15 protein-coding genes are annotated in these 14811 nt (G+C 65.1%); 13 read left to right on the forward strand and 2 right to left on the reverse strand.

The window, feature by feature from the left end:
- Positions 1-33: 33 nt before the first annotated feature.
- From ilvD to ACREE8_RS10135, 6 genes are read left to right on the forward strand one after another with little or no spacing between them, the layout of a single operon-like run.
- Positions 34-1755: a dihydroxy-acid dehydratase gene (ilvD, locus tag ACREE8_RS10110; protein ID WP_431572863.1), complete on the forward strand. Its 1722-nt coding sequence runs from the start codon at positions 34-36 to the stop codon at positions 1753-1755.
- A gap of 59 nt (positions 1756-1814) precedes the next feature.
- Complete coding sequence (locus ACREE8_RS10115; protein ID WP_431572864.1) at positions 1815-2708, forward strand: DMT family transporter; 894 nt, start codon at positions 1815-1817, stop codon at positions 2706-2708.
- A gap of 6 nt (positions 2709-2714) precedes the next feature.
- Entirely contained in the window at positions 2715-3380 is a 666-nt protein-coding gene (locus tag ACREE8_RS10120; RefSeq protein ID WP_431572865.1) for a LemA family protein, read from the forward strand.
- Positions 3380-4195 (forward strand): TPM domain-containing protein, encoded by an 816-nt coding sequence (locus ACREE8_RS10125; protein ID WP_431572866.1) that lies wholly within the window; start codon positions 3380-3382, stop codon positions 4193-4195. The genes ACREE8_RS10120 and ACREE8_RS10125 overlap by 1 nt, the downstream gene beginning before the upstream one ends.
- Positions 4196-4217: 22 nt before the next feature.
- Complete coding sequence (locus ACREE8_RS10130) at positions 4218-4841, forward strand: TPM domain-containing protein (protein ID WP_431572867.1); 624 nt, start codon at positions 4218-4220, stop codon at positions 4839-4841.
- A 19-nt stretch (positions 4842-4860) separates the two neighbouring features.
- Positions 4861-6369 carry a M81 family metallopeptidase gene (locus ACREE8_RS10135; RefSeq protein ID WP_431572868.1) on the forward strand — a complete coding sequence of 503 codons (1509 nt, stop codon included), beginning with the start codon at positions 4861-4863 and terminating at the stop codon, positions 6367-6369.
- 9 nt (positions 6370-6378) lie between these two features.
- On the opposite strand, the gene ACREE8_RS10140 is transcribed toward ACREE8_RS10135, so the two are convergent.
- Positions 6379-6843, reverse strand: a complete 465-nt coding sequence (locus tag ACREE8_RS10140) for an SgcJ/EcaC family oxidoreductase (protein WP_431572869.1) — start codon at positions 6841-6843, stop codon at positions 6379-6381.
- A gap of 374 nt (positions 6844-7217) precedes the next feature.
- Here ACREE8_RS10140 and ACREE8_RS10145 point away from each other — a divergent pair, with 374 nt between their 5' ends.
- From ACREE8_RS10145 to ACREE8_RS10175, 7 genes are all read left to right on the forward strand, one after another.
- Positions 7218-8117, forward strand: a complete 900-nt coding sequence (locus ACREE8_RS10145) for a proline iminopeptidase-family hydrolase (RefSeq protein WP_431572870.1) — start codon at positions 7218-7220, stop codon at positions 8115-8117.
- Between the two features lie 49 nt (positions 8118-8166).
- On the forward strand, positions 8167-9888 hold the full coding sequence (locus tag ACREE8_RS10150; RefSeq protein ID WP_431572871.1) for an ABC transporter substrate-binding protein: 1722 nt from the start codon (positions 8167-8169) through the stop codon (positions 9886-9888).
- A gap of 78 nt (positions 9889-9966) precedes the next feature.
- Entirely contained in the window at positions 9967-11016 is a 1050-nt protein-coding gene (locus ACREE8_RS10155) for an ABC transporter permease (protein ID WP_431572872.1), read from the forward strand.
- On the forward strand, positions 11016-11987 hold the full coding sequence (locus ACREE8_RS10160; protein WP_431572873.1) for an ABC transporter permease: 972 nt from the start codon (positions 11016-11018) through the stop codon (positions 11985-11987). Before ACREE8_RS10155 ends, ACREE8_RS10160 begins: the two co-directional genes overlap by 1 nt.
- On the forward strand, positions 11987-13003 hold the full coding sequence (locus tag ACREE8_RS10165) for an ABC transporter ATP-binding protein (RefSeq protein ID WP_431572874.1): 1017 nt from the start codon (positions 11987-11989) through the stop codon (positions 13001-13003). Before ACREE8_RS10160 ends, ACREE8_RS10165 begins: the two co-directional genes overlap by 1 nt.
- The gene (locus ACREE8_RS10170; RefSeq protein WP_431572875.1) at positions 13000-13995 is read left to right on the forward strand and encodes an ABC transporter ATP-binding protein; all 996 of its coding nucleotides are present in this window, start codon (positions 13000-13002) and stop codon (positions 13993-13995) included. Before ACREE8_RS10165 ends, ACREE8_RS10170 begins: the two co-directional genes overlap by 4 nt.
- A 5-nt stretch (positions 13996-14000) precedes the next feature.
- A complete protein-coding gene (locus ACREE8_RS10175; RefSeq protein WP_431572876.1) occupies positions 14001-14471 on the forward strand; it encodes a DUF4262 domain-containing protein in 471 nt (156 codons plus the stop codon).
- Between the two features lie 11 nt (positions 14472-14482).
- Here ACREE8_RS10175 and ACREE8_RS10180 read toward each other — a convergent pair.
- On the reverse strand, positions 14483-14811 hold a 329-nt coding region (locus ACREE8_RS10180), incomplete at its 5' end, for an exodeoxyribonuclease III (RefSeq protein WP_431572877.1).

Below are 14811 nucleotides of genomic sequence, written 5' to 3' on the forward strand. Positions count from 1 at the left end.
AGAGAGCAAGGTTCACTAGAGCGAAGGCCTGTCATGACCACGACATTCGACAAGAGCAAGCTGCCTAGCCGTTACGTCTCCGTCGGCCCCCAGAGCGCCCCGCACCGTTCCTACTACTACGCGATGGGAATGACCGAGGCGGAGATCGCCCAGCCCTTCGTCGGCGTGGCGACCACCTGGAACGAGGCCGCACCCTGCAACATCTCGCTGATGCGCCAGGCGCAGGCGGTGAAGAAGGGCGTGAAGGCCGCCGGCGGCACGCCGCGCGAATTCACCACCATCACCGTGACCGACGGCATCGCCATGGGCCATGCCGGCATGAAGTCCTCTCTGGTCAGCCGCGAGGTGATCGCGGATTCGGTCGAGCTCACCATGCGCGGCCATTGCTATGACGCGCTGGTCGGCCTCGCCGGCTGCGACAAGTCGCTGCCGGGCCTGATGATGGCGATGGTCCGCCTCAACGTGCCCTCGGTCTTCATGTATGGCGGCTCGATCCTGCCCGGCCGCTTCCGCGGCAAGGACGTGACGGTGCAGGACGTGTTCGAGGCGGTCGGCGCCCATGCCGCGCACAAGATCGACGATGACGAGCTGCATGAGCTCGAATGCGTCGCCTGTCCCTCGGCCGGCTCCTGCGGCGGCCAGTTCACCGCCAACACCATGGCCTGTGTCTCCGAGGCGATCGGCCTCGCCATTCCAGGCTCGGCCGGCGCGCCGGCACCCTATGATTCGCGCGACGCCTATGCCGAGGCCTCGGGCCAGATGGTGATGAAGCTGATCCAGAGCCAGCTCCGCCCGCGCGACATCGTCACGCGCGAAGCGCTCGAGAATGCGGCGATGATCGTGGCGGCTTCCGGCGGCTCGACCAATGCCGGCCTGCATCTGCCCGCGATCGCACATGAGGCCGGGATCGAGTTCGATCTCCACGATGTCTGCGCGATCTTCCGCAAGACTCCCTATATCGCCGATTTGAAGCCGGGCGGACGCTATGTCGCCAAGGACATGTATGAGGTCGGCGGCGTGCCGATCCTGATGAAGGCGCTGCTCGACGGCGGCTTCCTCCATGGCGACTGCATCACCGTCACCGGCAAGACCATCGCGGAGAACCTGGCCTCGGTCGTGTTCCCCAAGAACCAGGACGTGATCCTGCCGACCTCGAAGCCGCTGTCGCCGACCGGCGGTGTGGTGGGCTTGAAGGGCAATCTGGCGCCGCAGGGCGCCATCGTGAAGGTTGCCGGCATGAAGAAGCAGCAGTTTTCGGGGCCGGCCCACTGCTTCGATTGCGAGGAGGATTGCTTCAAGGCGGTGCAGGAGCGCCGCTACAAGGAAGGCGAGGTGCTGGTCATCCGCTATGAGGGCCCGCGCGGCGGCCCCGGCATGCGCGAGATGCTGGCGACCACGGCGGCGATCTATGGCCAGGGCAATGGCGACAAGGTGGCGCTCATCACCGACGGGCGCTTCTCCGGCGCCACGCGCGGCTTCTGCATCGGCCATGTGGGGCCGGAAGCTGCGGTCGGCGGGCCGATCGGACTGATCAAGGACGGCGACATCATCACGATCGATGCCGCGGCCGGCATTCTCAGCGTCAATCTCAGCGACGCCGAGCTGGCGGAGCGCCGGAAGAGCTGGAAGCCGCGCCGGCACGATTACCAGTCGGGTGCCCTCTGGCGCTATGCCCAGACCGTGGGCGACGCCGAGAAGGGCGCTGTCTCCCATCCGGGCGGCAAGGCCGAGACCCACAGCTTCGCGGATATCTGATTCGTTTCGGACAAGCTGGTCGGACGAGCCGGCGATTAACGGGAACCCCAGGGACGGTCGTGCAGGAGCAGAACCGTCCGCTGGGGTTTCTCGTTCTGGCGACAGCGACGGCCTTCACCGCCACGGCGGGCGTGTTGCTGCGCTGGCTCGATGAGCCCGCGGGATGGCGAACGATCTTCTATCGTTCGCTCTTCTTTGCGCTGACGCTCATTGTCTGGATCGCCGTGACGCGCAAAGGCCGGATGATCGATGCGATCCGCAGCGTCAATGTCAACGGCCTGCTCTGCGCGCTGGTTTTCTCGATCTCGACCATCTCCTTCATCTTCGCGCTTTTCCTGACCACCGTTGCGCGGACCACCTTTCTCAATGGCTTGACGCCGCTCCTCACCGGCCTGCTCGCCTGGTTCGTTCTGCGCGAGCGCATCTCCCCGGCAACCTGGTTCGCGATCGTCCTGGCGCTGGTCGGTGTCTTTCTCATGACATCGGAGGATCTGACGGGCGGCAATCTGATGGGCGACGCACTCGCCCTGGGCTCGTCGATCACGGCTTCGGTGATGTATGTGTCGATCCGGCGCGCCCGTGCGATCGACATGGTGCCTTCCTTTGTTCTCGCCGCCTTTATAACCGCCGCACTGGCCGCGCCCTGGATCAAGGACTTTTCGATCTCCGCGCATGATCTTTGGATCTGCGCCGCGCTTGGGATCTTCCAGCTTGGCTTCCAGTATGTGCTGCTGGCGGTGGGAGTGCGGCATCTGCCGGCGGCCGAGGCCGCACTCACCACCCGGCTCACGCTGATCTTTGCGCCGCTCTTCGCCTGGTTCGGGGCGGGCGAGGTGCCGGGACAGGCGACCCTGGCCGGTGGCGCCGTCATCGTCGCGGCGATCCTGCTGCACGGGTTCTGGACCTTGCATGGCGAGGCACGGCGGGCCAAATTGCGGCCAACAGGAGGCTGATTCCCTATGATCGAAGTCCTTGGCCATCATAAGACGCAGGGCGGATGGCGCCTGTCGCTGGGCCTTCTGGCGCTGCTGCCGCTGTTTCTGCTCGCCGCCTGCGGCGTCAATTCGATCCCGACCTATGAGGAACAGGCCAAGGCCGCCTGGAGCCAGGTGTTGAATCAGTATCAGCGCCGCGCCGATCTGGTGCCCAATCTGGTCGAGACGGTGAAGGGCTATGCGGCCCATGAAAGCGACACGCTCCAGGCCATCGTCGAGGCCCGCAGCAGGGTCACGCAGACCCAGGTCCCTGCCGACATCCTCACCAACCCCGACGCCTTCAAGGCGTTCCAGGATAACCAGGCGGCCCTCACCGGCGCCCTGTCGAAATTGATGGTCGTGGTCGAGGCCTATCCCGACCTGAAGGCCAATCAGAACTTCCTGGCGCTGCAGTCGCAGCTCGAAGGCACCGAGAACCGGATCGCGGTTGCCCGGCGCGACTATATCGAGGCGGTGCGGGTCTATAACACCGAGCTCAAGACCATCCCCGGCCGCTGGTGGAAGTCGCTGCTCTATCCGGACGCCCAGCCGATGGAGAACTTCACCGTCGCGGCCGACATCATCAACGCGCCCAAGGTCGATTTCGGCACCGGGACCACCGGCTCCACCGGCAGCGGGTCGGGCAATTGATGCGCGCTCGCGGGGCGATCCCGGTCTGGCGCGGGCTCTGGCCGGCACTTCTGCTGCTGGCGGCGATGCTCGCGACGCAGGGCGTCTCGGCGGCGGATCCCAAATGGCCGACCTTGACGGGCCGTGTGGTCGACGAGGCGGAGCTGCTGTCGGGCCCGCAGCGCGCCGAGCTTGATTCCAAGCTGGCGGAACTAGAGACCTCGAGCGGCACCCAGCTCGTGGTGGTCACGCTCAATTCGCTGCAGGGGCTCGAGATCGAGGAATATGGCGTCGGCCTGGGCCGGCATTGGGGCATCGGCCAGGTCGGCAAGAACAACGGCGCGATGCTGATCGTCGCGCCGAACGAGCGCGAGGTGCGGATCGAGGTCGGCTATGGGCTCGAAGGCGTGCTGACGGACGCGATCACCTCCAGCATCATCCAGACCGACATTCTGCCCGCCTTTCGTTCCGGCCATATGGATCAGGGAATCGTTGCCGGCACCGACAGCATCCTGAAGGCGCTCAATGGCGACTATGCGCCGAGCAAATGGTCGGGAGGCGATACCGCCGAGCTCCAGACCAAGCTGCAGGAGCAGATGCAGCACAACAATGATTTCTTCTTTCCCTTCTGGATCGTCCCGGTCGCCTTCATTTCGTTCTGGCTCGCGATCGTGATCCTGGCGGTGCGGTTCGGGAAGAAGGGCAAGGGCACGACCGGTTCGGGCTGGAGTTCCAGCAGCTCCTCCAGCTCGTCCAGTTCCTTCAGCTCCTCCGGCTCGAGCTTCTCGGGCGGCGGTGGCTCCTTCGGGGGCGGCGGCTCCTCGGGGCGCTGGTGATCCGCATGATCGAGGTGACCCGATGCCCCTTCTGAGCCAATCCGAGCGCGACCGCATCGAAGCGGCGATCCGCGCGGCCGAAGCCCGCACCAGTGGCGAGCTCGTCACCGTCGTGGCCGACCGGGCCGATCCCTACCTCTTCGTCTCGCTGCTCTATGCCGTCGCGGGGTCGTTCACGATCGCGCCGGTGCTCTGGGGATTGGACGTGACGACCAAGTTCCTGCCGCTCTATGTGGTTCAGGTCATTGCCTTCCTGTTGCTTCTGCTGTTGCTGCGCTGGCGGCCGGTGCTGATGGCGCTGGTGCCGGATTCGATCCAGCGGCTTCACGCCGAGCGCCTCGCCCGCGAGCAGTTCGTCAATCTGGGGCTGGCCGATACGCCCGAGCGCGCCGGCATCCTGCTTTTCGTCTCGGCCGCGGAACGTTATGTCGAGGTCATCGCCGACCGCGGCATCCATGAAAGGGTCACGGTCGGCGTCTGGAGCAAAGCGGTCGCGGCCTTCGCCGAGCCGGTCAAGCAGGGGCGGATCGCCGATGGCTTCCTGGCGACGATCGAGATCTTGGGCAGCCAGCTCGAGCGGCACATGCCGGCGGAGACGGGCAATCCCAATCGCTTCCCCGACGTACTGATCGAATTGCGCGGATGATGAACCAGGGATCGATCTGATGGCGCGGCTCGCGATCGGTGGCTTCGTTCACGAAACCAACACCTTTGCGCCCACCAAGGCGCGCTTCGAGCATTTCGCCATGGCCGATGGCTGGCCGGCGCTGGTGCGGGGAGAAGCCCTGGTGGAGGCGGTCAAGGGGATCAACCTGCCGGCCGCCGGTTTCGTCGAGGCGACGCGCGGGCTCGGCCATGAGCTGGTGCCGCTCACCTGGTGCTCGGCGACGCCCTTGGCCCATGTCGAACGCGAGGCCTATGAGCGCATCGCCGGCATGCTGCTCGACGACATCAAGCAGGCGCTGCCGCTCGACGGTCTCTATCTCGATCTCCATGGCGCGATGGTGGCCGAGCATCTCGAGGATGGCGAAGGCGAGTTGCTGAAACGCATCCGCGCGCTCGTCGGCGACAAGCTGCCGATCGTGGTGGGGCTCGATCTCCATGCCAACGTGACCGAGGCCATGGTGCGGCACGCCACGGCGCTGGTCGCGTTTCGCACCTATCCGCATGTGGACATGGCGGAGACGGGCGCGCGGGCGGCGCGGCTGCTGGATCGCCTCATCGGTGGCACGCCCTGCTTCCGCGCTTTGCGCAAGGCGCCCTTCCTCATTCCGCTGACCTGGCAATGCACCCTGATCGAGCCGGCGGCCTCGATCTATCGGCGGCTCGAGGAGCTCGAGCAGGAGCCCGGTGTTTTGTCCCTGTCCTTCACGCCGGGCTTCCCGCCGGCCGATATCCGCGAATGTGGTCCCGCGGTCATCGCCCAGGCGACGACCCAGGCCGCGGCCGACCGGGCGGCCGATCTGCTGGAACAGCTGGTCGAGAAGAGCGAGCCTGCCTTCGCGGGGCGCCTCTGGAAGCCTGATGAAGCCGTCGCCGAGGCGATGGTCCGGGAGGCGCGGTCCGCCAAGCCCGTCATTCTCGCCGATACGCAGGACAATCCTGGCGCCGGCACGAACTCGGACACCACGGGCGTCTTCGCCGCCCTGGTTCGCGCTCATGCCAGGGACGCGGTCGTCGGGCTTGTCTGCGATCCGGAGAGTGCGGCGCGCGCGCATGACGCGGGCGAGGGGGCGGTGATCGAGATCGGGCTGGGCAACAAGTCGGGGCTTCCGGGTCTCACGCCCTATGAAGGCCGTTTCAGGGTGGAACGGCTCGGCAGCGGTAGCTTCACCGCCACGGGGCCCTTCTATCTCGGCTCGCGCATGCAGCTCGGGCCGATGGCGCTGCTCGAGCATGAAGGCGTGCGCGTCGTGGTGTCGAGCCGCAAACAGCAGGCGGCCGACCGCTCCATGTTCCGTCATGTCGGGATCGAGCCGGAGCGCCAGAAGATCCTGGCGCTCAAGAGCTCGGTGCATTTCCGGGCCGACTTCCAGGCGATCGCCGAGGAGATCCTGGTGGTGGCCTCGCCGGGCCCCAACCCGGCCGATCACCTGCAGCTGCCCTATAAGCATCTGCGGCCGGGTCTGCGGCTCATGCCGTTGGGGCCGGCCTTCGCAAGCCCCGAGCGCTAGCGCGAACGTTCAATCGGCGGTCATTGCTTTCGCCGCTGCACGAAGCTCCTCCGTCAAGGCCTCGGCTTCCGCCATCCGACCGTGGAAAGCCGCCGGCGTGTTTTGGAAGAGCTGGACCTGCCAATTGTCGTGCCGTCGCACGGCGACGAGCGATTGGATGGCGTTCAAGGCCGGATTGATGTCGCTGGCACCGGGCGCGACCATGGCCGCTGCGGCGCGCAGCAGCATGACCTTCGGCGCAAGGCATCGGATCTCGCGAACCTTGGCGACGAAGCGCGGCGTGGGGTGATCGCGGAAGATCGGGCCCAGATGGTCTTCGATCGGCATCCGCCCATTGACCGAGCTGCCGTCGAAACCCACCATATTGCCCTCGATGGCGAACAAGCCCGCCATGCCGCGGGCGTCGCGGTCGTTCCATCGGTCCAGCAGCCGCTCATAGAGCGCGCGAACCGTCTCTTCCGGCGATGGCATCATCTGAACTGTCCCGTGGTCGTTCGGAGCGGCAATGCCAGTTCTTCCGAAGGTTTCGGCACCCTATCGTCCCGGTCCGGCCCAGGGCAACGGCCGGCCTGCACGGACCCAAGATTGCCACGACCGGTCCTTGAGACCGGTCCGAACCAATGAGGTTCCACCGCCGGTTTCGTTCACGAAGGGCTGATCGGCCCAGCCTCCGTCTTCCGGGCAGTTGACCGGTTGCGGGGGATCGGGGAACATCACCCCAACAACAACGCGGCAATGCAGGGACCGCGCCTTCGTAACCTCGTCGAAGCTTGCGATCGACTTGCCCTGATCTGGGAGACGGCGGAGCACGTTCTGGTTGCGAGCGACTCCGAACGACAGGAACGAACATGACGGTTCCGGCTCGCGAAGGCCGCGCGGACTTCCGCGGAAATCAGACTTGGTACCGGGTGACCGGCGATCTCAAGAGCGGCAAGCCGCCCGTGGTCATCCTTCATGGCGGTCCCGGCGCCGCCCATAACTACACCGACAGTTTCAAGCACCTGGCCGAACGCGGACGCGCGGTCGTGCATTACGACCAGCTGGGCTGCGGCCTCTCGACCCATCTGCCGGAGAAGGGCGCCGATTTCTGGACCGTCCAGCTCTTCCTCGACGAGTTGGACAATCTCCTGGCGCATCTCGGCATCGCCTCTTCCTATCACCTGGTCGGTCAATCCTGGGGCGGCATGCTGGGCGCGGAACATGCGGTTCGCCGGCCCAAGGGCATGCGCTCGATCGTGATCGCGGATTCGCCGCCCTCGATGGTGCTGTGGGTGCAGGAAGCCAACAAGCTGCGCGACGCGTTGCCCACCGATGTTCAGGCGACGCTGCTGAAGCATGAGAAGGCTGGCAGCACCAATTCGCCCGAATATGCGGCCGCCATGCGCGTCTTTTACGACCGACATGTCTGCCGGGTGACGCCCTGGCCCGATGAGGTCGCCAAGAGCTTCGCGCAGATCGAAGCCGATCCGACCGTCTATTTCACCATGAACGGGCCCAGCGAGTTCCATGTCGTGGGCACGCTGAAGAATTGGGCCATCGTCGATCGGCTCGACCGTATCACCGCCCCGGTGCTGCTGGTGTCCGGGCGCCATGACGAGGCGACGCCGACCGTGGTGCAGCCTTTCAAGGACAAGATCAAGCAGGCTCGCTGGGAGATCTTCGAGCAGTCGAGCCATATGCCGCATATCGAGGAGACGGCGCGTTGCATGAAGGTCGTGGGCGATTTCCTCGACCAGCATGACCGCTGACCATAACCAAGCCCGACCCCACAAACCGGGCAGAAAGGGAGAGCGAAATATGAGCTGGAGAAAATCGACGCTGGGAGGCCTCGCGGTCGCCGGCGCCCTGCTATCCTGGAACGGCGTTGCCGCCGCCGACGAGCCGGCGGCACCGGGAACGATCCTGACGCCACAGCAGACGCAGGTCGCGGCGCTGATGGCCGAGCATAAGGGCGGAACGATGCGCCTGGTGGCGCGCTCCGCCCAGGGCACGATCGACCCACATATCAATTATACGCTGCAATACTGGCAGTTCTATCAGTCGCTCTATGACGGGCTGGTGACCTTCAAGCATGCCGGCGGCGCTGACGGCTTCACCGTGGTGCCGGACCTGGCCGAAACGATTCCCGCACCGCAGAACGACGGCAAGACCTATGTCTTCAAGCTGCGCCAGGGCATCAAGTTCTGGGACGGGCGGGACGTTACCGTGAAGGATGTGGTGGCCTCGTTCCAGCGCATCTTCAAAGTTTCGAGCCCGACCTCGGGCACCTTCTATAACGGCATCGTCGGGGCCGACAAATGTCTCGCGGAACCCGCCACTTGCACGCTCGATGGCGGCGTCGTCGCTGACGAAGCCGCAGGCACCGTCACCGTCAATCTGATAGCCCCCGATCCCGAGTTCTTTTACAAGCTCTCGGTCCCGCATGCGGTGATCCTGCCGGCCGATACGGCAACCAGCGATCTCGGCACCGTGCCGGCGGTCGGCACGGGTGCCTACATGATCGAGAGCTTCGATCCCAACAAACAAATGAAGATGGTGCGCAACCCATACTTCAAGGAATGGAGCGCCGACGCGCAACCCGACGGCTATCCCGATGTCGTGCTCTATGATTTCGGTCTGACCGACGAAGCCGAGGTGACGGCGGTCCAGAACGGCGAAGCCGACTGGATGTTCGACCAGCCCCCGACCGATCGCCTGGGCGAGATGGGCACCAAATACAAGGACCGGGTCTTCATCAACACGCTGACGGCCTGGTGGTACGCCCCCATGAACGTCAACATCCCGCCCTTCAACAATGAGAAGGCGCGGCAGGCTGTGAGCTATGCCATCGATCGCAAGGCGCTGGTGAATCTGTTCGGCGGTCCGGCCCTCGCGGCCCCGGTCTGCCAGGTCCTGCCCCCGGGCTTCCCGGGACATGTCGATTATTGCCCCTTCACGAAGAACCCCGGCGCGAAATGGTCGGCACCGGATCTGGAGAAAGCCAAGGCGCTGGTGAAGGAATCCGGCACCGCGGGGCAGAAAGTCACCGTGATCGTCGAGGACACGGCCATCTCCAAGAGTATCGGTACCTATCTGCAGAGCATGCTCAAGGATATCGGCTATGACGCCAGCATGAAGGCGCTCTCACCGAACATCCAGTTCACCTACATCCAGAACACCAACAACAACGTCCAGATGAGCGTGTCGCAGTGGTATCAGGACTATCCGGCGGCGTCGGACTTCCTGAACATCCTGTTCGGCTGTGACTCCTTCCATCCGGGCTCGGATTCCTCGGTCAATATCGCCGGCTACTGCGACAAGGCGATTGATGCCAAGATGAAGCAGGCGCTCGCCCTGGCCGTGACCGACCAGGCCGGCGCCGACAAGCTCTGGACCGAGATCGACAAGGCGGTGACCGACGCCGCTCCTGCCGCGGCGCTCTTCACGCCGAAGCATATCGACTTCGTCTCGAAGCGCCTCGGCAACTTCACCTTCAATGCGCAGTATTATTGGGTCATCACGCAGTCCTGGGTGAAGTAAGGACCGAGTGATCAAGGATGCGTCGACCCTGGCGGTCGCACCGGATGGTGCGCCCCGCCAGGGCGGCGACCGCATGATATGACTGACGATACCGCACCTCTGGGCCGCCTCACCAAGGCGCCGGCCCCGTTGACGCGCACCAGCCGCGGCCCCTGGGTCACGGCCTTCCTCAAGCTCTGGCATGACCGGGCGGCCATGGCGGCGCTTGGCGTCGTGATCCTGGTGGTGCTGGCCTGCCTGCTGGCGCCGATCTATGCCGATCATGTCGCCCATACCGATCCGTTCCACTCCAATCTCGACGGGCAGATCGAGCGCAACGGCGAGATGGTGCCGGTCCTCGAGCCGTCGACCGAGGGGTTGGGGTTGGGTTCCACGCCGATCGGTCCGACCTGGGAGCTTCGAGGCTTCTTCCTCGGTGCGGACAACCAAGGCCGTGATGTGTTCGCGCGATTGCTCTATGGCGGCCGCAACTCGCTGTGGATCGCTGGCGCCTCGACCGTCATCTGTCTGTTTTTCGCGACCTTGATCGGGCTCGCCGGCGGCTATTTTGGTGGGCGTACCGATTGGATATTGTCTCGCCTGCTCGATGTGCTCTGGGCCTTCCCGGTTTATCTGCTGGCAATCTCGCTTTCGATCGTGCTGATCGCCAAGGGCATCGAGATCGGACCGATCACCATTACCGCCGACAGTCTCTGGCTGCCGATCTGCATCATCGGCATCGTCTATGTGCCCTACGTGGCGCGGCCCATCCGCGGCCAGGTGCTGTCGCTGCGGCAAAGCGAGTTCGTGCTGGCAGCCGTGGGGCTGGGCGTGCCGGGCTGGCGGATACTCATCCGTGACATCCTGCCCAACGTGACGACGACCCTGATCGTGTTCGTGCCGCTCTTGATGGCGCTCAACATGCTGACGGAATCGGCGCTGTCGTTCCTCTCCATCGGCGTCCAGCCGCCTGACGCCAGCTGGGGCACCATCATCCAGGATGGGCAGGCGCTGCTCTATACCCGCCCCGTCGTGGCACTGGCACCCGGCATTGCCATCGTCATCACCGTGCTGGCCCTCAACATCCTGGGCGACGGCGTGCGCGACGCGCTCGATCCGCGCGCCAAGCTCCGCTTGAGGAGCGCCTGATGCTGGGCACCGTGGTTCAGCGCGTCAGCCAGATGCTGTTCGTCATGTTCGGCATCAGCGTGCTGGTGTTCCTGATCTTCTTCGCCACACCAGGCTCGGACCCCGCGTCGCGCATCGCCGGGCGCAACGCCTCGCAGGAAACCCTGGCCGCGGTGCGGGCCGACTTCGGCCTCGACCGGCCTCTGCCGGTTCAGTATGTGCTGATGATGAAGCGCCTCTTCATCACGCGCGACCTGACCTCTTTCGTCAATCGTGGCTGGAAGGTGGTGCCGGCGGTCATGGATGTGGCGCCGGTGACGCTCTCGCTGGTGACGGGAGCGGCCGTGCTCTGGGTGATCGGCGGGATCATCATCGGTTTGCTGGCGGCCTCGACCAAGGGAAGCTGGCTCGATCGCGGCTTGATGATCCTCGGGCTGATCGGCGTCTCCATGCCGGTCTATTGGCTGGGCGAGGTGATGAATCTCCTGACCCAGAGCCGCTTCCATGACAGCTGGCTGTTCTCCTGGGTGCCGCCGCTGGGATACAAGCCTCTGAGCGAAGATCCCAAAGGCTGGTTCCTCACGCTCATCATTCCGTGGATCACGCTGGCCGTCCTTTATATGGGGCTCTATGGGCGCGTGCTGCGCGCGAGCCTGGTCGAGGCGGGGCAGGAGGATTATATCCGCACCGCCCGTTCCAAGGGCCTCAGCGAGACGCGGATCATGATCTATCACGCCTTTCGCACCTCGCTGATCACGGTCGTCACCCTGTTCGGGCTCGATTTCGGCGCGCTGGTCGGCGGGGCGGCGCTCCTGACCGAGGTGGTGTTCGGGCTGCAGGGCGTCGGCAAGCTCACCTATGACGCGCTCCTCAATCTCGATTTGCCGGTGATCATGGCGACCGTGATCTACGCCTCCTTCTTCGTGGTGCTGGCGAACGCCGTCGTCGATCTGCTCTATGCCTTCCTCGATCCGCGGGTGAGGGCGCGCTGATGGGCCAGGAGATCCTCCGCGTCACGAACTTGCGGGTCTCGTTCCGCACCGAGCATGGGCCGGTGCGGGCGGTCGACGGCATCTCCTTCGATGTCGGCGAGCGCGAGATCCTGGGCGTGGTCGGCGAATCCGGCTCGGGCAAGACGATCTCGCTCCTGAGCGTCATCGGCCTGATCAACGATCCCAACGCGGTGATCGAGGGCTCGGTCGTCTATAAGGGCCGCGAGCTGATCGGCCTGTCGCGCAAGGCCATGCGGGACGTGCGGGGCAAGGAGATCGCGATGATCTTCCAGGACCCGATGACCTCGCTGACGCCGGTCTATTCGATCGGCTGGCAGATCGCCGAACAGATCCTGGCCCATGAGAGGATCTCGCATGCGGCGGCCCGCAAGCGCGCCGTGGAGCTCCTGGGGGCCATGGGCATTCCCAATCCGGCCGTGACGGTCGACCGTTATCCGCATGAGCTCTCGGGCGGCATGCGCCAGCGTGCCGTCATTGCCATGGCTCTCTCCTGCAATCCCTCGCTCCTGATCGCCGACGAGCCGACCACGGCGCTCGACGTGACGGTCCAGGCCCAGATCCTCGAGCTGATCCAGAAGCTGCGCCGCGACTTCGGCTCCTCGGTCGTGCTGATCACCCACGATATGGGCGTGGTGGCCGAGGTCGCCGACCGGGTCCAGGTCATGTATGCGGGCCGCATCGTCGAGCGCGGCACCAAGCGCGATCTCTTCAAGAATCCCTGGCATCCTTATACCTGGGGCCTGCTCAATTCGATCCCGCCGCTGTCGGGCCCGCGGCCCCGGCGGCTGAACTCGATCGCGGGTGCGCCGCCCTCGCTCCTGGATCTGCCGCGGGGCTGCGCCTTCGGTCCGCGCTGCCGTTATCGCTTCGAAGCCTGCGACGAGCGTCCGCCTCTGAAAGGGGAGGGCGATCACAAGGCCGCCTGCTTCCTCTCGACCGAGCAGCGCGCGGCCGCCTTCGAGACCCGCAATCAGTCGGTCGCGGGGGCGGAATGAGCGTCCCGGCCAACATGAACGAGCTGCTGCTCAAAGGCGTGGGCATCACCAAGAATTTCACCGTGGGCAGCCGCTTCGCCCAGGGCGGGCGCAAGACGGTCCATGCGGTGGACGGCGTCTCGATCGAGATCCGCCAGGGCGAGACGCTGGGGCTGGTGGGCGAATCCGGCTGCGGCAAATCCACCCTCGGGCGCTGCCTCGTCCGGCTCTACGAGATCACGAAGGGCGAGCTTTTCTTCCGCGGCAAGGACATCTCGCGCCTCAGCCTGCGCCAGCTGCGCCCGTTCCGCCGCCAGATGCAGATGGTGTTCCAGGACCCCTACGCCTCGCTCAATCCGCGCCGGCGGATCGGCGACCTGATCGCCGAGCCCCTTCGGGTCCATGGCTATGGCACGCGCAAGCAGATCGACAACCGCGTGCGCGACCTGATCGCACTGGTCGGGCTGATGCCCGATCATCTGCAGCGCTATCCCCACGAGTTCTCGGGCGGGCAGCGTCAGCGCATCGGCATCGCCCGCGCGCTGGCATTGGAGCCGAGCCTGATCGTCGCCGACGAGCCGGTCTCCGCGCTCGACGTCTCGATCCAGGCGCAGATCGTCAATCTGATGGCCGATCTGCAGGAGCGGCTGGGGCTGACCTATGTCTTCGTCGCCCATGATCTGAGCGTGGTGCGCCAGGTCTCGACCCGCACCGCCGTCATGTATCTGGGCTCGATCGTGGAGCTGGGCGCCACCGAGGCGCTCTACCGCAAGCCACGCCATCCCTATACGCAGGCGCTGATCTCGGCGGTGCCGGTGCCCGATGTCGACCGGCCCGCGGGCAGCAAGCGCATCGTGCTGACGGGCGATGTGCCGAGCCCGATGAATCCGCCGACGGGTTGCCGTTTCAATCCGCGCTGCCGCTTCGCGACCGACCTCTGCCGCACCGAGCGGCCGCCCTTGCGCGAGATCGAAGCAGGGCGTCAGGTCGCCTGTCACTACCCGCTGGAATAGCCGTCATGTCGAAGGCCCCTGCCGATATTATGCGCGACAAGATCCGGCAGCATATCGACCTGCATGGGCAGCATCTGATGAATATCATGCTGACCGCCGACGATCCGCCCGATGCGCGCGCTTTCATCTATACGATCGGCAATCATGAGCGTGGCTTGCCCGAGTTGTTGCTGATCGGCCCGCTCCAGTCCTACAGCGCGCATATCGTGAACCTGTTGGGGGAAATTCAACGCCAACGAGGGCGGCCCTTCGACCACAATGAATTGGTCGATTACGGTGCCCGGCTGCCGGCTCGCCTTGTCAATGCTGGCCGGCTGGGGCGTGAAGAGTACGCAATACAAGTTGGCGTTTTCTACGGCTCCGAGGAGTTCCAGGTGCGCCAAATCATTTTCAGTGATGCAGCTGGTCACTTCCCCGAGCACCCCGGCTGCGATGCTGAGCACAAATCGCAGATTGTCCTGTCGCCGCTGGACTGAACCGCCGGCTGCTAAATCTCCAGATCGCACCAGACGGGGACATGGTCCGACGGCTTCTCCTTGCCGCGCGGCCGTTTGTCGATACCGCAATCGGCGAGCCGGTCGATGGCTTGCGGCGACAAGGCGAGATGGTCGATGCGCAGGCCATTGTTCTTTTGCCAGGCGCCGGCCTGATAATCCCAGAACGTGTACAGGCCGTCGGCATCGCTGCTTGCGCGCACGGCATCGGTCAGGCCGTGGTGGAGCAGGGTGCGGAACTTTTCGCGGGTCTTGGGCAGGAACAGCGCGTCGCCGGTCCAGGTCGCCGGATTTTTCGCATCGAGAACGGTCGGGATGACGT

This window comes from Hypericibacter sp., from assembly GCF_050729195.1.
Classification (GTDB): domain Bacteria; phylum Pseudomonadota; class Alphaproteobacteria; order Dongiales; family Dongiaceae; genus Hypericibacter.

What these genes read in the sequence shown, in the direction of transcription:
- ACREE8_RS10130 (WP_431572867.1), top strand. Translation starts at nt 4,218, where the DNA reads ATGCCCCTTCTGAGCCAATCCGAGCGCGACCGCATCGAAGCGGCGATC.
- ACREE8_RS10120 (WP_431572865.1), top strand. Translation starts at nt 2,715, where the DNA reads ATGATCGAAGTCCTTGGCCATCATAAGACGCAGGGCGGATGGCGCCTG.
- ACREE8_RS10150 (WP_431572871.1), top strand. Translation starts at nt 8,167, where the DNA reads ATGAGCTGGAGAAAATCGACGCTGGGAGGCCTCGCGGTCGCCGGCGCC.
- ACREE8_RS10135 (WP_431572868.1), top strand. Translation starts at nt 4,861, where the DNA reads ATGGCGCGGCTCGCGATCGGTGGCTTCGTTCACGAAACCAACACCTTT.
- ACREE8_RS10155 (WP_431572872.1), top strand. Translation starts at nt 9,967, where the DNA reads ATGACTGACGATACCGCACCTCTGGGCCGCCTCACCAAGGCGCCGGCC.
- ACREE8_RS10125 (WP_431572866.1), top strand. Translation starts at nt 3,380, where the DNA reads ATGCGCGCTCGCGGGGCGATCCCGGTCTGGCGCGGGCTCTGGCCGGCA.
- ilvD (WP_431572863.1), top strand. Translation starts at nt 34, where the DNA reads ATGACCACGACATTCGACAAGAGCAAGCTGCCTAGCCGTTACGTCTCC.
- ACREE8_RS10170 (WP_431572875.1), top strand. Translation starts at nt 13,000, where the DNA reads ATGAGCGTCCCGGCCAACATGAACGAGCTGCTGCTCAAAGGCGTGGGC.
- ACREE8_RS10145 (WP_431572870.1), top strand. Translation starts at nt 7,218, where the DNA reads ATGACGGTTCCGGCTCGCGAAGGCCGCGCGGACTTCCGCGGAAATCAG.
- ACREE8_RS10165 (WP_431572874.1), top strand. Translation starts at nt 11,987, where the DNA reads ATGGGCCAGGAGATCCTCCGCGTCACGAACTTGCGGGTCTCGTTCCGC.
- ACREE8_RS10175 (WP_431572876.1), top strand. Translation starts at nt 14,001, where the DNA reads ATGTCGAAGGCCCCTGCCGATATTATGCGCGACAAGATCCGGCAGCAT.
- ACREE8_RS10160 (WP_431572873.1), top strand. Translation starts at nt 11,016, where the DNA reads ATGCTGGGCACCGTGGTTCAGCGCGTCAGCCAGATGCTGTTCGTCATG.
- ACREE8_RS10140 (WP_431572869.1), bottom strand. Translation starts at nt 6,843, where the DNA reads ATGATGCCATCGCCGGAAGAGACGGTTCGCGCGCTCTATGAGCGGCTG.